This window comes from Microbulbifer jejuensis (genome assembly GCF_047289955.1).
GTDB lineage: Bacteria > Pseudomonadota > Gammaproteobacteria > Pseudomonadales > Cellvibrionaceae > Microbulbifer.
Window position 1 is genome coordinate 128,465 of the sequence record NZ_JBLBUB010000010.1, and the last position, 21,347, is coordinate 149,811.

Consider the following 21,347-nt stretch of genomic DNA (forward strand, 5'->3'; position numbering starts at 1 on the left):
CAAAACAGCTGATCACAAGATCGCCTGTTTTGTTTTGTGCATTCGGGTAGGCTCAGCGGGTACCATAAACCACCATGGTTTTGCCTTTTACGGAAACCAGGCCCTGCTCTTCCAGGGTTTTCAGCACCCGCCCCACCATTTCCCGGGAACAGCCGACGATACGGCCGATTTCCTGGCGGGTAATTTTAATCTGCATCCCCTCGGGATGTGTCATTGCGTCCGGCTCATTGCACAGGTCCAGCAGGGTGCGCGCCACGCGGCCGGTGACATCCAAAAATGCCAGGTCGCCGACCTTGCGTGTGGTATTGCGCAGGCGGCCCGCCATTTGTGTGGCCAGGGCAAACAGGAACTCGGGGTGCTGGCGGGTCAACTCCTGGAATTTGGTATAGGAGATTTCCGCCACTTCGCACTCGGTCTTAGTGCGTACCCAGGCACTGCGGGTATCCTGATCAAAGAGCCCCATTTCACCGAAAAAGTCCCCATCATTCAGATAGGCGACGATCATCTCGCGGCCCTCGTCGTCTTCAATCAGAACGGTCACCGAGCCGCGTATAATAAAATAAAGGGATTCACAGCGGTCGCCGGCATAGATAATCGTGCTCTTGGCCGGGTAGCGGCGCCGGTGGCAGTGGGCCAGAAAGTCTTCAATATTGCCGGTGGTTATGGATTCTTCGATAGCAACCGTCACGATGTATTCCTCATTTTTGTCTCGTGCTCTATTCAGGCTTGAGCAACTGAGCACTGTTGAATTATCGCGCGAAAAAAGCGTCCCCAACAGAGGCTGGCTGTGGCAAAGTCCCGCATTGTGACCTGTGACACTCTGGCGCTTGTGGGATTGGACTTCAGTATGGCCCAGGTGTCACTGGCGTCTGCTGAAAATGGTGCTCTGGGGCATTTCGCGCGGAGGCGTGCAGACACTATACCGGAAATAGGCCGACACCGAGATAAACTTGCACAATATGCTAAGCTTTGTGGCTTGAAATTTCGTGGGGGGATGCGGATGCAAGGCAAGGTAACCTGGGTCAGTGATTTGATGTTCGTGGGTGAAGCCGGCAGTGGTAATGCGGTGGTGATGGAAGGCGGGCGCACCAATAACGGTGTTCGCCCCATGGAAATGATCTTGCTCGGCGTCGGCGGTTGTGCTGCCTATGATGTCGTTTCTATTTTGAAAAAAGCACGCCAGGATATTATTTCCTGCGATTGTGCATTGGATGGGATACGCCCAGATACAAGCCCCTCGCCGTTTGAACGGATAGAAATGGAATTTGTAGTGCGAGGTCGCGGGCTGAAAGAAAGTCATGTGGCACGCGCGGTGAGGCTCTCTGCGGAAAAGTACTGTTCTGCCTCTATTATGCTGCGCAATGCAGGGGTGGAAATAGTGCACCGCTACCGAGTCGAGGAAGCGTGATTGATCCACTGCCTGACTCACCGGGTGGCGTTAAAACGGGGTGTTCGAAACCATTTCATGGCCGCGCAGGGATATACCCTTAAGCCATTTGCGTTACCCGCCAAGCCACAATCGCCGCCTGGCGCATTGCCGTCAGATTCTATAGCTGGCAGAGGTCATCACTTTTGCCACCAGCGACATGAGGCCTTTAACAGGCCCGGGAAAACGGCGCCCACCGGCAGCCAGTGCGGCATGGGCGTGCTCCTCCTCGTCGATCAGCATCTGCTTCACCACCGCGCGGCTTTTCTTGTCCTGGCTCGGCAGTTTTTCCAGGTGGTTCTGCAGGTGCTGGCATACCTGCTCCTCGGTAGCGGCCACAAAACCCAGGCTGATGTGATCGCCGATTTTGCCGGCGGCGGCGCCAAGGCCGAAGGATAGGCCGTACCATAGGGGATTGAGCCTGCTGGGTCGGCTGTCCAACGCCTGCAGGCGCTGTTCGCACCAGGCCAGGTGATCGATCTCCTCATCGGCGGCGCGTGCCATTTCACTGCGCACTTTCGGCAATTTCGCTGTGAGTGCCTGGCCCTGGTAGAGCGCCTGGGCGCAGACTTCGCCGCTGTGATTGACTCGCATCAAGCCGGCGGCATGCCTGCGCTCAGCGCTGCTGAGTTCGGCTTCCGCCTCGGCCCTGGCGGGGGAAGGCCGCCCATGGCAGGGTGTGCCGGGGCTCAGGGTGCGCAGGGCCCGGTCCGCCTGAATAAGCAAGCGGTCGAGCCCGCTCAGATGGCGTTCACCCACAGGCGGCACACGCTGCTGCGTTGACCCCTGGGTGCAATCGTCCCGTGTAGTTTTCATGGCTGTTCACCGGCAGTGACCTCTTCTCTTTCGATCGCGCGATAGCCAATATCCCTGCGATAGAAGACACCATCCCAGTATATCCCGCGTGCCGCCGCATAGGCATTGGCCTGGGCATCGGCAACACTGTCGCCCAGGGCTGTGGCGCACAGGACCCGACCGCCGCTGGTTACCACCCGGTCACCATCTTCGGCGGTACCGGCGTGAAAGATTTTTGCACGGTCGCTGTCAGCGCCCTCCAGGCCGCCAATGGCGTCGCCCCTGCGGTAGCTGCCGGGGTAGCCGTGTGCAGCGAGCACCACACCGAGGGCGGGACGCGGGTCCCATTCGGCCTTGGCGTTGTCCAGCTTGCTATCCAGGGCGGCCAGGCACAGGTCCACCAGATCGGACTTGAGGCGCATCATGATGGGCTGGGTTTCCGGATCGCCAAAGCGACAATTGTACTCGATGACCCGCGGTGTCCCTTCCGGGTCGATCATCAGCCCCGCGTAAAGAAAGCCGGTGTAGGGCATGCCCTCTGCAGCCAGCCCCTGCACGGTAGGCTCAATCACTTCTTTCATAATGCGCTGGTAAATACTGTCGGTGACCACCGGAGCGGGGGAATAGGCACCCATGCCACCGGTATTGGGGCCAGTATCGCCATCGCCAACCCGCTTGTGATCCTGGCTGGTGGCCATGGGCAGTATGTTCTTGCCATCGACCATCACGATAAAGCTGGCCTCTTCGCCCTGCAGAAATTCCTCAATCACCACCCGACAGCCGGCATCGCCAAAGGCGTTACCGGACAGCATATCCCGTACTGCCAGTTCGGCCTGCTGTTCGGTTTCCGCCACGATCACGCCTTTACCAGCGGCGAGGCCGTCCGCTTTCACGACGATTGGAGCACCGCATTCACGGATATATTCAATGGCCGGGTGAATCTCGGTGAAATTGCGGTAAGCGGCGGTGGGGATCTTGTGACGCCGGAGAAAATCCTTGGTAAAGGCTTTGGAGCCCTCCAGTTGGGCGGCACTCTTGCGGGGGCCGAAAATGGCGAGGCCGCGGCCATTGAAAAAGTCTACAATACCGTCAACCAGGGGTGCCTCGGGGCCGACAATGGTGAGTGCCACCGCATTCTCCTCGGCAAAATCTGCCAGGGCGGAGAAGTTGTCCACACCGATGGCAACGTTTTGCAACCCGGTTTCACGCGCGGTGCCGGCATTCCCCGGCGCCACAAATACGGTTCCCACAGCCGGATTTTGCGATGCCTTCCACGCCAGCGCGTGCTCGCGGCCACCGGCACCGATAACCAATACATTCACTGTTAAATCCCCCCTAAATAGACCCGATTGGCCTGTTGAGCCGATATTTGATGCGCTAGTTTAACGCGGAATCGGTGCGGGGAAAGTTTTGCCGCCGCTATGCTTGCGCCAGACTGGGGCTGTCACAAGCCCGGCCCCACGCCTGTCTAGTGGCGGAAGTGGCGTAAGCCGGTAAAGACCATGGCCATATCGTGCTCGTCCGCTGCCGCGATCACCTCTTCGTCGCGCAGGGAGCCGCCCGGTTGGATGACCGCTTGGATGCCTGCGGCAGCGGCATTGTCGATGCCGTCGCGGAAGGGGAAGAAGGCGTCTGAGGCCATCACTGAGCCCTGCACTGAGAGGCCTGCCTGCTCAGCCTTGATCGCGGCAATACGCGCGGAATTGATGCGGCTCATCTGGCCTGCGCCCACGCCGATGGTGCGACCGTCCTTGGCGTAAACGATCGCATTGGATTTGACGAACTTGGCCACCTTCCAGGTAAATAACAGGTCGCGAATTTCCTTTTCACTGGGCTGGCGCCTGGAGACCACTTTCAGATTTGCAGTGGTAACGATAGCGTCGTCACGCTCCTGTATCAGCAGGCCACCGTTGACGCGCTTGTAGTCCAGCTCTGGCACGGGTTTGGCACTCCACTGGCCGCACACCAGTAGGCGCAGATTCTTCTTCTCTGCAACAGCCTGCCTAGCCTCTGCGGAGACGGATGGCGCAATGATCACTTCGACAAACTGGCGTTCAACAATAGCTCGGGCTGTGGCGCCGTCCAACGTGCGGTTAAAGGCGATAATGCCGCCGAATGCGGACTCGCTGTCGGTGGCAAAGGCCAGGTCGTACGCCTTGTGGAGCGCTTTGGCAACGGCCACACCGCAGGGGTTGGCGTGCTTGACGATCACACAGGCGGGCTCGTCAAAAGCTTTCACACACTCCAGCGCTGCGTCGGTGTCGGCAATATTGTTGTACGACAGCGCTTTACCCTGCAACTGGGTGGCGGTGGCAACACACGCTTCGGCAGGGTTGGTCTCAGTGTAGAAAGCGGATTTCTGGTGAGGATTCTCACCGTAGCGCAGATCTAGTTTCTTGATGAACTGGCTGTTGTAGGTGTGCGGGAACCGTTGCTTTTCGCTGCCCTTGAGAGTACCCAGGTAGTTGGCAATAGCGCCATCGTAAGCGGCGGTGTGCTCGAAGGCTTTCATCGCCAGATCGAAGCGGCTAGCGTAGCTGAGCGCGCCATCATTGGCTTTCATCTCATCGACAATGCCTGCGTAATCGCCGGCATTCACCACGATAGCGACGTCTTTGTGGTTCTTGGCAGCGGCGCGCACCATGGTGGGGCCGCCGATGTCGATATTTTCGATTGCATCTTCCAGCGAGGCGCCCGGTTTGGACACAGTCTGTGTGAACGGATAGAGATTCACGACCACCATATCGATCGGGACAATGCCGTGCTCGTCCATTACGGCGTCATCGGTGCCGCGGCGGCCGAGGATGCCGCCGTGTACCAGAGGATGCAGGGTTTTCACGCGCCCATCCATCATCTCGGGAAAACCGGTGTAGTTGGAGACTTCCATGACCGGAATGCCGTTTTCTTCCAGTTGGCGGTGCGTGCCGCCAGTAGAGAGAATTTCAACGCCCATTGCGCAGAGTTGCCGGGCAAACTCTATGATGCCACTTTTGTCGGAGACGCTGATCAGTGCGCGGCGGATCGCTACCTTGTCTGTCATTGCACTTGGTCCAACTGATTCTTCAAAGGATTCGCCACCGGGTTTCTGCCAGGTTTTCTGTGCGGTGGGGAAATCACGGTGGGGGAATAGGGAAGGGGGTGAGAGACCTCACCCCCTTCGTGCTATTCACTCTGTCGACGGCTTACAGCAGTCCGTAGCGCTTCAGTTTCTTGCGCAGCGTGCCGCGGTTGAGGCCCAGCAGCTGAGCGGCGCGGGTCTGGTTATGGCGGGTATATTTCATCACGACCTCAAGCATGGGTGCCTCTATCTCTGACAGCACCATGTCGTAGACTTCGGTCACCATCTGGCCATCCAAATGGCGAAAGTAGTTTTCCATCGCCTGCTCAACAGCATCGCGCAGGGATTGCTGTTGAGGCTGTGCTAATTGAGTTTGCCCCCTGGAGGATACCTCTTCGCTGCCAGTATCCGGAATCAATACGTCATTGTTCATGCCGCTTGTGCCCCTCTCGTTATTCGGCGTTCAAACCACTCGTGAACGCTGGCATTTTGTACTTCTGCGCTCTCTATCTGGAAAAAGGTCTTGCGGAAGGACTCGCTGTTCGCAAGTGTCTTCAAGTACCAACCCACGTGCTTGCGGGCGATACGGACCCCCATCAGCTCACCGTAAAACCGGTGCAGCTCACCTAAGTGAGTGAGCAGTATTTCTCTGACTTCATCCAATGTCGGTTCGGGTAGCCGCTCACCGGTGGCGAGGAAATGGGCTATCTCCCGAAAAATCCAAGGTCGTCCCTGTGCGGCGCGACCAATCATAACCGCCGCTGCGCCAGTGTAATCGAGCACTTCGCGGGCTCTGTCGGCACTGGTGATATCGCCATTGGCAAAAACCGGGATTTTCACCCTGGATACAATGTCGGCAATGGTATCGAATTCAGCTTCCCCGTGGTACCCGCAGGCGCGCGTACGGCCATGCACCGCGAGTGCAGCGATCCCGGCATCCTCGGCCATTTTGGCGATAGTGATGCCGTTGCGAAGATCCGGGCACCAGCCGGTGCGAATTTTCAGTGTCACTGGAACCGAAGCCGATTGCACAACAGCCCGGAGAATGTCCGCAACCAGCTTTTCATCTCTCAGCAGGGCTGAGCCTGCAGCCCTTTTGCACACTTTTTTTGCCGGGCAGCCCATATTGATATCGATGATTTTCGCACCGCGACGCACATTCTCCCGGGTGGCTTCGGCCATCATGTCGGGGTCGCTACCGGCGATCTGCACCGATACGGGCGCCGTTTCACCGCAGTGATCCAGGCGCAACCGGGACTTGCGGCTGCCCCACAGGCGGGTGTCCGACGTCACCATTTCCGAAACTGCCAGTCCTGCACCGAGTTGGCGGCACAATTGGCGAAAAGGGCGGTCGGTCACGCCGGCCATAGGTGCCAGAATTACCGGACTGTCGATAATATAGGGGCCTATGGCAGTGGGCACGGCAGCTCCGTTGGCTCTGGGAGGGGCCGCTCAAGACCCAGGCAAAACAGCGGCCTATGATAGCGGCTGGTGGTGTATTGGAAAAGCGAAAAAGCGGACAATTTGATCGATCCCTGTGCATTTAGCCTGCGGAGTGGTCAATTTTAGTTGTTTTAAGCGCCAATTTAATGGGAGATATTGGGATAAAACCAAGCTTCAATGTGTGATATCCAGCTCGTAGTTTACCGCTTCGGCACCGGGGTCCACTATCTCGATGGCGAGATGAATCGGGCTTGCCGGCGGCATCAGTTTGCGGCCCGCCAGTTCGCCCTGGAGATATTCCTGAGGCGTAAACCGGCGGCTGGCTACCGCTTTGTCCTTCAGGTCTGTGAACTGCAATAGCAGGCTGGGAAAAGGCTGGGGATAGGGTGCCGTATTGAGCAGGACTGCATCCACCACCAGGGCTCCCTTGCGCTGGGGGTGGCTGCGTACCATCAAGTTGGAAGCCTGTATGGCTCCGGGGTCCCTGAGCTGGGGCAGGGAACAGCCGAACAAAGGGCAGGTCGCGGCGTAGAAGCTGCGCCAGGGCTGTTTTTTGTTGAGATTGTCGAACTGAAAATAAGCCACCTGCGCGAGCAGTGTAAGAGCCAACAGGGGCAGCAATAGCCCCCAAAGCCAGGGGCGTGCAACTGTTTGCTGTGGTGAGCCCCAGACTATTTCCACAGGCGCTGGCTGAATGGAGGAAATCAGCGGCTCGCCTTCCGGTTCCGTACCGACTTTATCCACGGAAGTAAAAAAGGGCTCCCTGCGCTCTCCAGCCCCCAAAGGCTCGGAAGCCCCTTGTGCTGTCAGTGCTGCCCTAGGGGGTGTATTGCAAGCATCGCTTTGTGATTTTTTCCCGGCGCCGATCTGTGGGGCGTTTGCCAGTCCGGTGGGGGCAGTGTCTGAGTCACAGACAGGATCTCCGTCGGGCTTGAGCACATCGTCGAGGTTTTCCTCGGGCCTTTCCTCCGGAACCCTTTCAGGGCGCGGTACCTGCCAATCACTATCACCAAATGCATCCCCGATGGAGGAGGCTGAATCCCCCTCACTGTGCGTATCCACCGGGGTCGGTTCCGCCGCGGCCTCTCTCTCCGGCATTGGTTGTCGGGTCGATGGGGGTTTGGTCAGGGACTTCCGCCGTTTCTCTGTTGCCGGTTCTACGGCATCCAGTTCCATATCATCGTGGATCAGGAAGTCGTCGTCTTCGAGCAGTGTCTCCAGGCTGCTGGAGATATTGGCGTCTTTATCATTGAAGACGATGTTTTCATCTGCACGGAAAACCTGCAGGCAGGAGCCACAACGCACTGCGCCGCGCGCGGCGCGCAGTTGCTGTTCGTTGACATGAAATGCGGTGTTGCAATGGGGGCAGCGGGTAACCAGTTGGGACATTCGATTGTGGCGCAGTGTATTTTGCGGTCAAGTCTACCAGCCTCCCCGGCCCCCGCGTAGTGGCGGTTAGCGCATTTGGGTAATACGGGTGCCGCTCAGGCGCACCCAGCCCCCCTGTTCCCGATCTTTATCGAATGCAACATGCTGTCTGTAGGCCGTCTTCACCTGCTCCGCCTGGGAGGCGAGGATACCCGACAGACAGATACGCCCGCCGACTCTGGTCAGGCCAATCAGCTTGCAGGAGAGATCCATCAAGGGGCCCGCAAGGATATTGGCGAACATGATATCCGCGGGCTCCCGTGGCATCTGTTCCGGCAGGTAGACAGGGAAGCGCTCGGGATCAATACCGTTGCGCGCGGCGTTGTCGCGGCTGGCGATCAGCGCCTGCGGGTCAATATCGGCCCCCATGGCATGTTCGGCACCAAGGAGCAGGGCGCCGATACCCAGGATGCCGGAACCGCAACCGAAGTCGATCACGCTGCGGCTTTGCAGAGGTTCCCCGGCCAGCCACTGCAGGCACAGAAATGTGGTGGGGTGGGTGCCGGTACCGAAGGCAAGACCGGGATCGAGCATCAGATTGGTCGTCTCCAGGTGCGGGGGCTGACACCAACTGGGGCAGATCCACAGGTTTTCGCGACACTGGATGGGCTTGTAGTGGGACATCCACTCGCGCTCCCAGTCTCTGTCCTCCAGTGGCTTCCAGCGGGCATTGGGCAGCTGTGCACAGAGAAAGGCGGCGGCTTTGGCTTCTGTGACCGCAGTGTTGATTTCCGCATCGAACAGGCCGGTCACCCGTGTCTGATCCCACAGGGGCGCCTCGCCGAGAGCGGGTTCGAGAATAGGTTGATCTGCGTTGTCCTGCAGGGAGACGGATACGGCGCCGGCAAAAAGCAGAGCCTCTTCGATTTTTTCTGCATACACGCGATCAGTATCGACGCGAAGTTGTAGCCAGGGCATTGGGGTTCCGTGGTGAGTAACTGCGGATTGGAGCGGGCTCGCGCATAGGTGTTTTCGGCGGTTACTGCCATCCTTGGCGCCGGGATTCGTCGTCGGGCTACACAATGTGTGCCGGCCGGCACGGCATTACAGCCCCAGCTTTTTCTCCAGATAGTGGATATTCACCCCGCCCCTGGCAAAGGCCTCATCCCGCACCAGTTCCTCCTGCAGGGGAATATTGGTTTTGATACCGTCCACCACGAGTTCGGACAGGGCAACGCGCATACGCGCCAGGGCGGTGTCGCGGTCCTCCCCATGGGTGATGACTTTGGCGATCATCGAATCGTAGTTGGGGGGTACCGAGTAGCCTGAGTACAGGTGGGAGTCCACGCGCACCCCGAAGCCGCCGGGCATATGGAAGTTGTTCACTGTGCCCGGGCACGGGAAAAAGGTGCGCGGGTCTTCCGCGTTAATACGACACTCGAAGGCATGGCCGCGAATGACAATGTCTTCCTGCGTTAGGGAGAGTTTCTCGCCGGCACAGACGCGGATCTGCTCCTTGATCAGGTCGATACCGGTGACCATTTCGGTAACGGGGTGCTCCACCTGGATGCGGGTATTCATCTCGATAAAATAGAAGTTTTGGTCTTCGTAGAGAAACTCGAAGGTGCCGGCACCGCGGTAGCCGATTTCGATACAGGCCTGTACACAGGCCTCCTGCACGCCCCGGCGCACGGCATCGGGAATCCCCGGAGCAGGGGCTTCCTCAAGCACTTTCTGGTGGCGGCGCTGCAGGGAACAGTCGCGGTCGCCCAGATGCACAGCGTTGCCCTGGCCATCGGACATCACCTGGATTTCCACATGGCGCGGGTTCTGGAGGAATTTCTCCATATACACGGTGGCATCACCGAAAGCGGCTTGCGCTTCGGATTTTGTGATGGCGATGGCGTTGACCAGATCCGCCTCACGCTCGACCACGCGCATACCGCGGCCACCACCGCCGGAGGCGGCCTTGATAATAACCGGGTAGCCGACCTTGCGCGCGATCTCCAGACAGCCCTCGCGGCTGTCGGGCAGCGGGCCGTCGGAGCCGGGGACTGTGGGAACGCCGGCTTTTTTCATTGCGGCGATAGCCGAAACCTTGTCACCCATCAGGCGGATCACATCCGCGGTGGGCCCGATAAAGGTGAAGCCACTCTTTTGCACCTGTTCCGCGAAATCGGCGTTCTCAGCCAGAAAACCGTAGCCGGGATGCACGGCCACCGCATCGGTGATTTCCATCGCGGAAATAATGGCCGGTACATTCAGGTAGCTTTGCGGTGATGGGTTGGGGCCAATGCACACCGACTCATCAGCCAGGCGCACGTGCTTTAGATTGCGGTCCACCAGGGAGTGCACCGCGACTGTGGCGATGCCCATTTCCTTACAGGCGCGTAAAATCCGCAGGGCGATTTCGCCCCGGTTGGCGATCAGGATTTTGTCAAACATGGTCACTACCCCGCTCAGACAATGGTCACGAGCGGCTGATCAAATTCCACTGGCTGGCCGTCTTCCAGCAGAATGGCTTCGATAGTGCCGGCCTTGTCGGCTTCGATCTGGTTCATCATCTTCATCGCCTCGACAATGCAGATGACATCACCAACCTTGACTTGCTGACCCAACCTGACAAAGGGCTCGGCACCGGGGCTGGGTGCCGCATAGTAGGTGCCTACCATGGGTGACTTCACCGCGTGGCCACTGGTCTCCGGCTTGGATTCCATTTCACTCACGGCCGCGCTTGGCGCTGGCGTCGCCGGGGCGACAGGCGCGGGTGCGCTGTACACCGGAGCGGCGGGCTGTGCAGCGCTACCTCCGCGGCTGATGCGCACGGACTCTTCGCCCTCCTTGATCTCCAGCTCGCCGATATCCGATTCCTCGAGCAGTTCGATAAGTTTTTTAATTTTGCGGATATCCATAGTTCAATCACTCGCAGGTTTGACTCGTTGATGTCGGGGCGCCATACCCAGCTGGTGTATGGCCGCCTGTAGGGCCAGTGTGTAGCTGTGCGGGCCGAAGCCAGATACTACGCCACAGGCCAAGTCGGAAAGATAGGAACGGTGCCTGAAGGTCTCCCTGGTGTGGGGGTTGGACAGGTGCAGTTCAACAAAGGGTATGGCAACTGCCGCCAGGGCGTCCCGCAGGGCCACGCTGGTGTGGGTAAAGGCCGCTGGGTTGATGACGATAAAATCGACATCGGTAGTCGCAGCCAGGTGAATGCGATCCAGCAGGGCCGACTCGCTGTTGCTTTGCATAGTCTCCAGCTTGTGGCCGGCCGCTTTGCACTGGCGCTCGGCGGCCTGGTTGATTTCCGCAAGTGTGGTGGCACCGTAAATGTGCGGTTCCCGGCTGCCGAGCAGGTTGAGGTTGGGGCCGTGCAGAAGAAGAATTTTGGCCATAGTTTGCTCTGGGGAAGTTGCCGAAAAAGTCACAAAAAAGGAATTTGTCGTGGTTATTTCGCGGGTTAAGCCGAAGTTGGACCGTGTTGTTCGAGTGTGCCGCAAAAATGACCCTCTGTCCATGCATTCCGGGCGGTTTATAGAAGTTAGCGACAATTCGGCGATATTTACCTAAAGTTGGCGCAAGATATAGGGGTTGAGGCTTTATTGGCCAGATGAATGGCTGTAAAGGCAGGGCTTCCCTTTACGGGGTAGAAGAGGTGCTCAGCCCGCCTTGGGCGGCGGCCTCAAGCTCCGCCAGCAATTCACTGCGCGACAGTATCTGCGGCAGGACCTTGGCTTCACCGCCGCCGGCGGGGTAGAGAAGGTACAAGGGGACGCTGGTGCGCTTGTACTTGGCCAGCAGCGCACTGATGTGGGGGTCCTGGTTGGTCCAGTCCCCCTTGAAGGCCACAATCCCGAGTTGTTCGATGGCACGGCTCACGGCACCGCTCGACAGCACCACTTGCTCATTCACCAGACAGGTGAGGCACCAGGCTGCGGTCATGTTGGCCAGTACCGCGCGACCTTCGCTGCGTGCGACATCCAGTTGCTGGGCCGAATAGGGTTGCCAGTAGTCGCTGGATTCTTGTTGGGCCTGGGGTAGAGTGCTGAGGCGCGGCAATAATAACACCGCAAAGGCCAGCGCCACCGCCGCCACACAACCCTGCAGCCAGCGCCACTGGTAGCGAGGCCACAACCACAGGGCAAAGGCGATTGCGACAGCGCCGGTGAGTGCCAGCGCAACACCATCCCCCCCGGTTTGCCGCCCCAAAACCCACAGCAGCCAGACTGCGGTCAGATACATGGGGAAGGCCAGCAATTGCTTGAGGCGATCCATCCAGGGGCCGGGGCGCGGCAGCTTCTCCGCCAGTGCGGGTAGGTAAGTCAACAACAGGAAAGGCGCGGCCATACCGGCGCCCAAGGCGGCAAAAATGCTGAGTGCCGGCACAGCCGGCTGCGTCACAGCGAATCCCAGTGCAGACCCCATCAGCGGTGCCGTGCAGGGGCTGGCCACCAGAGTGGCCAGGGCGCCGGAAGCGAGGGAACCGCGCCAACCCCGGCCGTTGTTCAGGTGACCGCCAATGCCCATCAGGCTGCTTCCGAGCTCGGTGACTCCGGAAAGGCTGAGCCCCATCACAAAGAACAGGTAAGCCAGGGCGGCCACCAGCCAGGGGGACTGTAGTTGGAAGCCCCAGCCGATCGCTTCACCGCCGGCGCGCAGCACCAGCATTACCGCGGCAATGGTGACAAAACTCAGAATAACGCCAGCGCTGTAGGCCCAGCCGTGATGGTGGCGCTGGCTGGCACTCTGCGCTGCCTGACTCACCGCCAGTAGTTTGATCGAGAGCACCGGGAAAACACAGGGCATCAGGTTCAACAGCAGCCCGCCGGCGAAAGCAAATAACAGCGCCAGGGGCAGAGTGATGAAGCTATTGTTATTCGAAGTATCGGTACTGGGGGGGGGCGCCTCCAGCATCCGGATACTGCCGCTAACGGTGTCCACGCTGTAGTGACGGGTCTGTGGTGGATAGCAGAGCCCCGCATCGGCGCAGCCCTGGTAGTGCAGCTCCAACTGCACGATTTTGCCGGTGCCCGCCAGGCGGATGGGGACTTCCAGTTGACCGCGATAGACCTCGGTCTCCTTCTCGAAATAGTCATCCCAGATCACCTTGCCGCTCGGCAGGCTCAGGGGCAATTCGGTCTTTTGTCCGTTATCAATGCGGTAGAGGGCGAGTTTTTCGCGGTAGAGGTAGTACTCGGGGGCTATTTCAAAAATAGCACTGAGCTGGCTGCCGCTCAGCAACAGGTCCTGCCGGTAGGCTTCGTCGACCGGCAGAAAGGGATTGTCCAAAGTGGCATCGAGCGTGGCAAAAGGAGCGCCGGGGTTTTGCCCCTGGGCGCTGGTGCCGGACACCAACAACAGGATTGCCAGCAGGGAGAGGAACTTATTTCTGAAAGTTTTGGTCATCACAGCCATTGATGAAAAAATTCATTATAGTCGGAGGTACAGCTCTGACTGTTGCGCCGGGTGGGGGTTCAGTCGCGCCGGCAGTGCAGTATAGCGGTGTCGGCGGTACAAAAAAACAACAGTGGGAGATTGTTTTGCCGTCATTTGAACGCCTTCACAGCCTTGGGATCTGTCTATTGGTGACCGGTGTGCTGGGGGCCTGTTCCGCCAATAAACCGATTCCGCCCCCGGCCATCCCCCCGCCCAAGAAGACAGGGCCCTCACAGGAAGAGATTCGCCAGAGCAACGTGACTTTTTTTCTCAAGCGGGCCGAACAGGCCCTGCTCAAGGGGTACCTGACTCAACCGGCCGGTGCCAGTGCTTATGATTACTACCTGCGCGTGCAGCAATTGGATCCGGGTAATCGTCGGGCCGAGGCCGGTATCCAGACCCTTGTAGTTACCTATGTCGAACAGGCCCGTGAAGCTCTGCGCCAGCGCAGCTTTGGCGCGGTGGAAGCGCTGCTCAAGCGCGCCGAGATGCTGGCACCGGGCAATACACTGGTGGCGGAAGTGCGCCGACAACTGGTCCGTGAGCGAGACCGCGCCCGCTTCGACTTACCCGAGGGAGAGAGCATTGGTCTTTCGGTAGCGGAACTGAATTCCAGGTCGGCGCAACTCGCGGAGCAGTTGCGCCGCTTGGCCCGGCGCATTCGCAGCGAGCAGTTGCGCGTTATTATTGTCGCGCGCAATGATGCCGAGGGGCGCTGGATTTACCAGCAACTGCGCGAGGCTGTACCCGGTTACCGGGTGCGGGGAGATATCAAAATCGGCAGTCCCGCGCGGCTGCTTCTAGTTCAACCCGGTGGGAAGGCCCAATGAAAAAACCCTTGATATCAGTCTGGATAGTCTTTGGCACAGTATTGCTGTTTGCGACACAGGCCCTGGGCACTACCCCGGTCCTCGCGGTGGAAGGTTATGCCCGTGAGACACCGCCGGGAGCGCCGATGAGCGCGGCCTATCTGTCCTTCCACAATACCGGAGCACAAGCGCTGCTGCTGACTGCCGTGGCGCTGCCGGAAGTGAAAGATGGCCGTGCCGAACTGCACTCCACCGAGCGCAAAGGTGGTGTCAGCCGTATGCGCCGACTGCAGCAAGTGGCCATCGGCGCTGGAGAGCAGCTACAGATGGCGCCTGGTGGAGCGCACCTGATGATCAACGGATTCCGTCTCCGGGCAGGGGAAACGCTGCTGCTGCGTCTATTCTTTGCGGATGCCCCGAGTTTGGATATTCGGGTGCCGGTGATACGCATGAATGGGGTAGATAAGGATCAGCATCAGCACCATAAATGAAACGGGTTCATGTTTTTTATCGCAGTAAAAGGGGGAGAAAAAATGAAGAAATTATGGTTGCTTGCGGGGGTCCTTGCCCTGGCCAGTTGCGCCTATAGCCCGCTGCAGATTCAGGTGTACCCTGAGTTCCAGGTCACTGCGGATAGCATAGGGGCTGGCCATACCCTGAGCGTGCAAGGGATCAATGAATTGCCCGGTGGTGGTTTGGGCTCTCTCGGTGGGGTCTACTCCGAGACGTCCCGAATCAGTGTCGCCAATGATGCGGGGGAGGCGATAGCGACGGGGCTGCGGCGGGGATTTGCCAACTGGTCTTTCCGCGTGACTGACACCGCCGCACAGGTGCAGGTGGTAGCGAGGCTGGTGAGGCTTACCTATAACAGTCCCGATATTGTCTACACAACCACCATAGACACTTCCGCGGAAATTCACCTGGAAGTCAAAGTGGGTGCCGCAACCTATTTCGGGACCTACAGTGCCTCTGGCACGGATCGCAATCTGGTCAAACCCAGCCGGGAGGAGGTGGAAACACGGGTGAACGGCATACTGGGTGCAACCCTGCAACGGGTATTCGAAGACAGGAAACTGAAAGATTTCCTGTACACTCACTTGTGAGCGTGCCCTTTAGGCACTGAAGGGGTCAACAGGGAGGCTGAATCATTGAATAAAATCGGCAATCTCGAGTGGTAATGTCGGTAAAGTTACTCAAAATACCGTGTGGAGAGTCCCATGGTTACCTCTGCCGAGGGGTTCGGCAGGCTGGAGCCCTGCCTTTTACGAGTGTGTGGCCGTGACACTGTTTGATCCTAACTCCGCGGAATATTTGGGACCATTGGCCCAGTTGGAGAAAGGCTTGGCTCCCAGTGAGGGAATCAGCCTGCAGGCGGCGGAGGCGGCACTTGGGCAGGTTGCCGATGGGGTCATTGTGACCGACGCCAGCGGGATCGTTCTCTATGCCAACCCCCTGATCAGTGAAATGACCGGCAACCTGGTCGGTCTGTTGCCCGGCCAGCCCCTTAACGAAGGGTTGCAGCTATGTGATATTCAGGGTGCGTCCTTGCCGTCGCCACTGCCGGATGCTCCCGTGCGCGAAGTTCCCAGCATGCGCGAAATCCAGGCTTACATCTTGCGCTGCGACGGCGCCCGCGCTCCTCTGGAAGTGACCCTGCAGGTGATGGCGTTGTGGGATGCCGGCACCTTGAAAAATTACGTACTGGTACTGCGGGATACCTCCGCCGCAAAGCGGGTTTCCACGCGCCTCAGCTGGCAGACCAGCCACGATGCCCTCACCCGTCTGCCCAACCGCCAGTATTTCGAACGTGCGCTGCAGAAGCTTCTGGCCCAGTGTGTCGATAAGCGCCAGCACCATGTCCTGCTGTATCTGGACGTCTATCAGTTCAAGGTGATCAATGACACCCTGGGTTTTGTCGCCGGGGATCAGTTGCTGGTGCAGTTGGTGGCTTTATTACAGCACAACCTGTGCAGTGCCGACCTGTTTGCCCGCGTGGGCAGTGATGAGTTCGCTATTTTGCTGCGGGACTGCACACTGGGGGAGGGTGGCCGGGTGGTGGCACGCCTGCGGGATGCCGTACAGGCCTTCAGCTTTGAGTGGGAGGGCAACAGCAATCGCGTGGCAGTCTCGATCGGGGTTGTGGGGGTGGATTGCTTTACTTCCAACGCCAGCCAGCTGCTGGCCTCCGCCAACGATGCCTGTTGTTCGGCGCGGGAGCAGGGGCGAAACCGGGTCAAGCTGTTTGGAGGCTCCCGCAAGGTCCTGGAGCGGCGCCGGGAAACCACCTGGGTTGCGGAAATTCATGCCGCCTTACGGGAAGATCGCCTGATTCTCTATCGCCAGCCGGTCATCTCCCTGAAAGGTGGGCGCAAACTGCATCACTACGAGATCCTGGTGCGGATGCTCGGTCGCGATGGCGGGGTGATTTCACCGGGCCTGTTCCTGCCCGCCGCGGAACGCTATGGACTGATTGAAGAGGTGGATCGTTGGGTGGTCCGGCGCGTTTTTCATTATATGGCGCGGGAGCAGAAAATCGGGGTCCCCCGGGCCAGTTACGCCATAAACATTTCCGGTATCAGTCTCGGCGATGATACGTTTGCCGGCTTCGTCTCTCAGGAACTGGTGGAGACGGGGATTGCTGCCTCGCGGGTACAATTTGAGATTACCGAGACCAGCGCCATCAACAATCTGGAAAGGGCGCTGGTTTTTATTCATAAGCTGCGCGCCGCCGGTTGCAGTTTCGCTCTCGACGATTTTGGCCGCGGTGTCTCCTCGCTGGCTTACCTGCGCCAGTTGCCGGTGGATTTTCTCAAGATTGATGGAAGTTTCGTGCGTAATATGCTCGAGGATGAAATCGATAGCGCCATGGTCAGCACCATCGACCACCTGGCCAAGTGTATGGGCATCAGCACCATCGCAGAATATGTGGAAAGCCCGGAGGTGATGGAGAAACTGTACCGGATGGGGGTGGATTATGCCCAGGGGTTCGGCATTGCCCCTGCGACGGGGCTTCCGGTGATCGGTGATTGAGCGCTCTCTCTTTCTCCTGTTTAAATAACTGCTGCAAGCAGCTCCGGGTGCTGCGCCTCCCGCAGGCGGGGTCCGTACTGGCTGACTACCTGGGCGGCGGCTCGACAGGCCAGCTCTCCGGCCTCTGTAAAGGGCATATCGCGATTAATGCCGTAGAGGAAGGCCCCCGCAAACATATCCCCGGCGCCATTGGTATCGATGGCATGAACGCGCGGGCTGTGCACCCGACGTACCTGGGTGCCATCCCAGATCAATGCACCATCGGCCCCGAGGGTAATGGCAAAGCTACGGCAGTAGTCGCGCAGGGTGTTTGCAGCGGCATCGAGAGACCCACTACCGGTAAAGCCCAGAGCCTCATCCCGGTTGCAGAACAGCATATCCACGCCGTCGCCAACCATCTCCCGCAAGCCTTCGCCAAAGAACTGCACCATGGCTGGGTCGGAGAGGCTCAGGGCAGTTTTTACACCCGCCTGCTGTGCCTGTTTGCGCAGGGCGATTGCCGCTTTGCGCCCGGTTTCCGAGGAGACCAGATAGCCCTCGATGTAAGCCCAATGTGACGCTGCCAGGGCTTCACTGTCCAGTTCCTCGACAGACAGTTTTTCACTGATACCCAGGTAAGTGTTCATGCTGCGCTCTGCATCGGGGGTGATCAGAACCAAACACTTGCCGGTGGTACCCATGCCGGCCCGACGCAGGCCGGCCGGGTAGTCGACCCCTGCGGCGGTGAGATTGTTGCGGTAAAAGTCTCCATTGTCATCTGCGGCAACTTTGCAGGAATAGAAGGTGCGCAGACCGAAGTAGCTGGCGGCAATCACTGTGTTGGCGCCGGAACCTCCACAAGCGCGCTTGGCGGTCATAAGGTTGTCCCGCAGAGCATCCAGCAGTTGCTGTTGCCGAATATCGTCTACCAGGGTCATCAGCCCCTTTTCAACGCCAAGTGCGGACAAGTCTTCATCCGAAACCTCGATCTCCGTATCCAGCAGGGCGGCGCCGATGCCGTAGAGGTCGTATTGCTGCATATTTATCCTTTTCGGGCTTTTTGTATGGATTTACGCCGCATTATGGCTGTGATTCTGCTAAGTGCAAGGTGGTGGATTTGACTTCAGCACAGCAGCCTTTATAACGGCACTGGGTGCTCCAATGTGAACTTATGCAGGGAAACAGCGGTCAATCCTCGCAAAGGCGTGAATAACCTCTTTAAATGATCAATTGACAGGCAGAGGTCGCTTGGGCGGTGTGGGGAGGTTTCCCCCCACTGGCACAGGCTCAGAATCGGCGGCAATAGACCAGCGGAGCTGCCACCGGCTGGTACCTTGCCTGTGGCGGCGACAGGGCATTGATGCCCTTCCGGCTATCGCATGATGTACTGAATTGGCAGCTGGATACCACATTTCTATGGTTTCGACGAAACGTCGGCGCACTAAGGCGTCTACACCGAAGAGGCGCTATCGCTGGCTCAAGTTTCTGTTCCTGCTGGCCCTGCTGGGGGCCTTCGCCCTGGCCGGCTACATGGTGTACCTGGATGTGCAGCTGCGCGAGCGCCTGGACAGCCGTCAGTACCAGTTGCCTGCGCGAGTCTACGCGCGACCGCTGGTTCTGCGTGAAGGCATGATGATGCATCCAGGTGAATTGGCCTCCGAATTCTCCGCCCTCAATTACCGCGAGCAGAAAGTACTCAGTGAGCCGGGTTCCTGGACTCGGGAGAGCATGGACTACCGGGTGTGGCGCCGCGACTTTATCCACTCCGATGGCCGCAGGGCCGGGGCAGAGGTTTCTTTCCGCCTGCGCAACGACGAAATCAGCAACCTGCGCGATGGCAACGGCCAGCGCCTGCCCGAATTTCGCTTGGACGCCGCCAACATCGGTTCCCTGCTCGGTGGTGGCGATGATCGCAATCCGGTGCGTTTCACTGATATTCCCCCGTTGCTGGCAAACACGCTGATCGCAGTTGAGGACCAGGATTTTCTCCACCATTTCGGTATTTCGCCCCGCGGTATCGGCCGCGCCATGGTGGCCAATATGAAGGCCAGGCGTTTGGTTCAGGGCGGCTCCACCATCACCCAGCAGCTGGTGAAAAACATCTTCTTTGACCACAAGCCGAGCCTGCAGCGCAAAATCAACGAGGCGCTGATGGCGGTGTTGATGGAGATGCATTACGACAAGGGCTATATCCTGCAGGAATATATCAATGAAGTGTGGTTGGGCCAGCAGGGCGCCCGCGGCATCTACGGCTTCGGCCTGGCGTCGGAGTTCTATTTCCAGCAACCCCTGGATACCCTGGAGCCCCACCAGGTAGCTCTGCTGGTGGGCCTGGCAAAGGGCGCATCCTATTACAATCCCCGGCGCCATCCGGAGCGCGCGCAGGCGCGTCGCAACACTGTGCTGGGTTTGATGCAGGCGCAGGGGCTGATCACCCAGGCACAATACGCACTGTACTCGACAAAACCCTTGGGGGTGGTCAAGGACGGGGTCACTGCGCAGAATCCTTATCCGGCCTTTACCGAGCGCTTGCTGGAGGAATTGCGGCCTTACTACTCCTATGAGGAGTTGCGTACCGCGGGCCTGAGGATCTACACCACCCTGGCGCCCTCGGTGCAGAAACTGGCCGAGGAGGCAGTCAGCAACGGTGTGCAAGCGCTGGAGAAGGAACGCCGTATCGAGGCTAACTCCCTGCAGGCGGCCGCCGTGTTGCTGGATAATAACAGTGGCAATGTGCTGGCTATGGTGGGAGACCGCGACCCGGATTACCCCGGCTTTAACCGCGCACTGGAGGCCCGCCGTCAAGTGGGTTCCCTGATCAAGCCGGCAGTCTATCTCACCGCGTTGGAACGGCCTTTGGAATACAATCTGGCCACACTGCTGGACGATGCCCCGATTCGCATTGAGGAAGCGGATGGCGATGTCTGGATGCCGCAGAATTTTGACAAACGCGCCCACGGTCAGATCCCGTTATACGTGGCTCTGGCCAAATCCTACAATCTGGCCACCGCCCACCTGGGTCTCGATCTGGGGCTGCAAAATGTGCGCCAGACGATTCGCCGCCTGGGCGTAGAAGCCCATCTGCCGCGTGTGCCGGCGCTGCTGCTGGGTGCCGTAGAGATGACCCCCTTCGAGGTGGCGGGCATGTACCAGACCATTGCCAACGGCGGCGAAACCGTGCAGCCGCGCACACTGTTGGCGGTAGCCGATGCAGAGGGAGGGCGCGTCCAGCATTTCCGGAGCCACACCCATCGTGGCGTGGATCCGGTACCGGCTTACCTGCTGCGCTGGGGCCTGGAGCAGGCCATGCGCGAAGGCACCGGGCGCAGGTTCGCAAAGCGTCTGCCACGCAGTGTCGCCTTTGCAGGCAAGACCGGCACCACCAACAACAACCGCGACAGTTGGTTTGCCGGTTTTTCCCCGGATGTTACCGCGGTAGTATGGCTGGGACGCGACGACAACGAGCGCACCAGGCTCACCGGTTCCACCGGTGCCCTGCCGATCTGGACGGAAATCATGCGCAAGCTGCCCCACCAGCACGGACTGATAGAGCCGCCGCGGGGGGTAGAGTTCAAATCGGTCAATGCGCGCGGCCAGTATATGGATCCCGACTACTGCCGCGGTGGCTCCGAGATACCTTTCTCTTACGAAACACACCTGCAGCCGGCACCGGAATGCCGGGGACGTGATCGCTGGCGCTGGTTCCGCAATCTGTTTGGCGGGGATCGCAGTGAAGTGGCGCCGCAGGAGCAGATGACGCCGGGCTGGGGTGTAAACCCCAGCGAGCAGCAACTGCGCGATGAGCGTCGCCGCCAGTTGTGGGAGCAGCTGAGCGGGGATGATGCGGAAGAGTTCGGACCTGCGCCGGGCTCTGAGGACGAGCCGATCGAGCTTCCCAGCGATCGGGACCGCTCGCAGCCTGTCGAAGTAGAGTCCAGCGGCGTGCCCATCGAGGAGGCGCAGCCCATAGGCCCCGCACTGGAAGACCAGTGGCCCTGAAGGTTGG

At 59.2% G+C, this 21,347-nt stretch carries 19 protein-coding genes; 6 read left to right on the forward strand and 13 right to left on the reverse strand.

Features of this window, described 5'->3' with window-relative positions:
* Positions 1-52: 52 nt before the first annotated feature.
* Positions 53-688, reverse strand: a complete 636-nt coding sequence (gene crp, locus ACL7TT_RS08565; protein WP_413394695.1) for a cAMP-activated global transcriptional regulator CRP — start codon at positions 686-688, stop codon at positions 53-55.
* Between the two features lie 312 nt (positions 689-1,000).
* On the opposite strand from crp, the gene ACL7TT_RS08570 reads away from it, so the two are divergent.
* A complete protein-coding gene (locus ACL7TT_RS08570; protein ID WP_413394697.1) occupies positions 1,001-1,408 on the forward strand; it encodes an OsmC family protein in 408 nt (135 codons plus the stop codon).
* A 132-nt stretch (positions 1,409-1,540) separates the two neighbouring features.
* Here ACL7TT_RS08570 and coq7 read toward each other — a convergent pair whose 3' ends face one another.
* From coq7 to ACL7TT_RS08625, 11 genes are all read right to left on the reverse strand, one after another.
* On the reverse strand, positions 1,541-2,242 hold the full coding sequence (gene coq7 / locus ACL7TT_RS08575; RefSeq protein ID WP_413394699.1) for a 2-polyprenyl-3-methyl-6-methoxy-1,4-benzoquinone monooxygenase: 702 nt from the start codon (positions 2,240-2,242) through the stop codon (positions 1,541-1,543).
* On the reverse strand, positions 2,239-3,543 hold the full coding sequence (gene purD / locus ACL7TT_RS08580) for a phosphoribosylamine--glycine ligase (RefSeq protein ID WP_413394701.1): 1,305 nt from the start codon (positions 3,541-3,543) through the stop codon (positions 2,239-2,241). Before purD ends, coq7 begins: the two co-directional genes overlap by 4 nt.
* A 146-nt stretch (positions 3,544-3,689) precedes the next feature.
* On the reverse strand, positions 3,690-5,261 hold the full coding sequence (purH, locus tag ACL7TT_RS08585; RefSeq protein WP_413394703.1) for a bifunctional phosphoribosylaminoimidazolecarboxamide formyltransferase/IMP cyclohydrolase: 1,572 nt from the start codon (positions 5,259-5,261) through the stop codon (positions 3,690-3,692).
* 142 nt (positions 5,262-5,403) lie between these two features.
* Complete coding sequence (gene fis / locus ACL7TT_RS08590) at positions 5,404-5,712, reverse strand: DNA-binding transcriptional regulator Fis (protein WP_413394705.1); 309 nt, start codon at positions 5,710-5,712, stop codon at positions 5,404-5,406.
* Positions 5,709-6,701 carry a tRNA dihydrouridine synthase DusB gene (gene dusB / locus ACL7TT_RS08595; RefSeq protein WP_459564489.1) on the reverse strand — a complete coding sequence of 331 codons (993 nt, stop codon included), beginning with the start codon at positions 6,699-6,701 and terminating at the stop codon, positions 5,709-5,711. The genes fis and dusB overlap by 4 nt, the downstream gene beginning before the upstream one ends.
* Positions 6,702-6,896: 195 nt before the next feature.
* Positions 6,897-8,111 carry a DUF3426 domain-containing protein gene (locus ACL7TT_RS08600; RefSeq protein WP_413394707.1) on the reverse strand — a complete coding sequence of 405 codons (1,215 nt, stop codon included), beginning with the start codon at positions 8,109-8,111 and terminating at the stop codon, positions 6,897-6,899.
* A gap of 66 nt (positions 8,112-8,177) precedes the next feature.
* Entirely contained in the window at positions 8,178-9,068 is an 891-nt protein-coding gene (gene prmA, locus ACL7TT_RS08605) for a 50S ribosomal protein L11 methyltransferase (protein ID WP_413394708.1), read from the reverse strand.
* 126 nt (positions 9,069-9,194) lie between these two features.
* Positions 9,195-10,535, reverse strand: coding sequence for an acetyl-CoA carboxylase biotin carboxylase subunit (gene accC, locus ACL7TT_RS08610; RefSeq protein WP_413394710.1), 1,341 nt, complete (start codon positions 10,533-10,535; stop codon positions 9,195-9,197).
* 14 nt (positions 10,536-10,549) lie between these two features.
* Positions 10,550-11,002 carry an acetyl-CoA carboxylase biotin carboxyl carrier protein gene (gene accB, locus ACL7TT_RS08615; RefSeq protein WP_413394712.1) on the reverse strand — a complete coding sequence of 151 codons (453 nt, stop codon included), beginning with the start codon at positions 11,000-11,002 and terminating at the stop codon, positions 10,550-10,552.
* 3 nt (positions 11,003-11,005) lie between these two features.
* On the reverse strand, positions 11,006-11,482 hold the full coding sequence (gene aroQ / locus ACL7TT_RS08620; protein ID WP_299944651.1) for a type II 3-dehydroquinate dehydratase: 477 nt from the start codon (positions 11,480-11,482) through the stop codon (positions 11,006-11,008).
* 244 nt (positions 11,483-11,726) lie between these two features.
* Positions 11,727-13,493 carry a protein-disulfide reductase DsbD family protein gene (locus ACL7TT_RS08625; protein WP_413394715.1) on the reverse strand — a complete coding sequence of 589 codons (1,767 nt, stop codon included), beginning with the start codon at positions 13,491-13,493 and terminating at the stop codon, positions 11,727-11,729.
* A gap of 134 nt (positions 13,494-13,627) precedes the next feature.
* Between ACL7TT_RS08625 and ACL7TT_RS08630 the strand changes: the two genes are divergently transcribed.
* The 4 genes from ACL7TT_RS08630 to ACL7TT_RS08645 all read left to right on the forward strand — a co-directional run bounded on the left by ACL7TT_RS08630 (position 13,628) and on the right by ACL7TT_RS08645 (position 17,362).
* Positions 13,628-14,353, forward strand: a complete 726-nt coding sequence (locus ACL7TT_RS08630; RefSeq protein WP_413394716.1) for an N-acetylglucosaminyltransferase — start codon at positions 13,628-13,630, stop codon at positions 14,351-14,353.
* The gene (locus tag ACL7TT_RS08635; protein ID WP_413394719.1) at positions 14,350-14,823 is read left to right on the forward strand and encodes a copper chaperone PCu(A)C; all 474 of its coding nucleotides are present in this window, start codon (positions 14,350-14,352) and stop codon (positions 14,821-14,823) included. Before ACL7TT_RS08630 ends, ACL7TT_RS08635 begins: the two co-directional genes overlap by 4 nt.
* 42 nt (positions 14,824-14,865) lie before the next feature.
* Entirely contained in the window at positions 14,866-15,435 is a 570-nt protein-coding gene (locus ACL7TT_RS08640) for a YajG family lipoprotein (protein WP_413394721.1), read from the forward strand.
* A gap of 175 nt (positions 15,436-15,610) precedes the next feature.
* A complete protein-coding gene (locus tag ACL7TT_RS08645; protein ID WP_413394723.1) occupies positions 15,611-17,362 on the forward strand; it encodes an EAL domain-containing protein in 1,752 nt (583 codons plus the stop codon).
* A 20-nt stretch (positions 17,363-17,382) separates the two neighbouring features.
* On the opposite strand, the gene ACL7TT_RS08650 is transcribed toward ACL7TT_RS08645, so the two are convergent.
* On the reverse strand, positions 17,383-18,381 hold the full coding sequence (locus ACL7TT_RS08650) for an adenosine kinase (RefSeq protein ID WP_413394724.1): 999 nt from the start codon (positions 18,379-18,381) through the stop codon (positions 17,383-17,385).
* A gap of 376 nt (positions 18,382-18,757) precedes the next feature.
* Between ACL7TT_RS08650 and mrcB the strand changes: the two genes are divergently transcribed.
* Positions 18,758-21,340, forward strand: a complete 2,583-nt coding sequence (mrcB, locus tag ACL7TT_RS08655; RefSeq protein WP_413394725.1) for a penicillin-binding protein 1B — start codon at positions 18,758-18,760, stop codon at positions 21,338-21,340.
* Positions 21,341-21,347 lie beyond the last annotated feature (7 nt).

Excerpts from the sequence above, each read along its gene's own strand:
- ACL7TT_RS08570 (WP_413394697.1), top strand. The coding sequence starts at position 1,001 with ATGCAAGGCAAGGTAACCTGGGTCAGTGATTTGATGTTCGTGGGTGAA.
- coq7 (WP_413394699.1), bottom strand. The coding sequence starts at position 2,242 with ATGAAAACTACACGGGACGATTGCACCCAGGGGTCAACGCAGCAGCGT.
- purH (WP_413394703.1), bottom strand. The coding sequence starts at position 5,261 with ATGACAGACAAGGTAGCGATCCGCCGCGCACTGATCAGCGTCTCCGAC.
- fis (WP_413394705.1), bottom strand. The coding sequence starts at position 5,712 with ATGAACAATGACGTATTGATTCCGGATACTGGCAGCGAAGAGGTATCC.
- ACL7TT_RS08600 (WP_413394707.1), bottom strand. The coding sequence starts at position 8,111 with ATGTCCCAACTGGTTACCCGCTGCCCCCATTGCAACACCGCATTTCAT.
- prmA (WP_413394708.1), bottom strand. The coding sequence starts at position 9,068 with ATGCCCTGGCTACAACTTCGCGTCGATACTGATCGCGTGTATGCAGAA.
- accC (WP_413394710.1), bottom strand. The coding sequence starts at position 10,535 with ATGTTTGACAAAATCCTGATCGCCAACCGGGGCGAAATCGCCCTGCGG.
- accB (WP_413394712.1), bottom strand. The coding sequence starts at position 11,002 with ATGGATATCCGCAAAATTAAAAAACTTATCGAACTGCTCGAGGAATCG.
- aroQ (WP_299944651.1), bottom strand. The coding sequence starts at position 11,482 with ATGGCCAAAATTCTTCTTCTGCACGGCCCCAACCTCAACCTGCTCGGC.
- ACL7TT_RS08625 (WP_413394715.1), bottom strand. The coding sequence starts at position 13,493 with ATGACCAAAACTTTCAGAAATAAGTTCCTCTCCCTGCTGGCAATCCTG.
- ACL7TT_RS08635 (WP_413394719.1), top strand. The coding sequence starts at position 14,350 with ATGAAAAAACCCTTGATATCAGTCTGGATAGTCTTTGGCACAGTATTG.
- ACL7TT_RS08640 (WP_413394721.1), top strand. The coding sequence starts at position 14,866 with ATGAAGAAATTATGGTTGCTTGCGGGGGTCCTTGCCCTGGCCAGTTGC.
- ACL7TT_RS08650 (WP_413394724.1), bottom strand. The coding sequence starts at position 18,381 with ATGCAGCAATACGACCTCTACGGCATCGGCGCCGCCCTGCTGGATACG.
- mrcB (WP_413394725.1), top strand. The coding sequence starts at position 18,758 with ATGGTTTCGACGAAACGTCGGCGCACTAAGGCGTCTACACCGAAGAGG.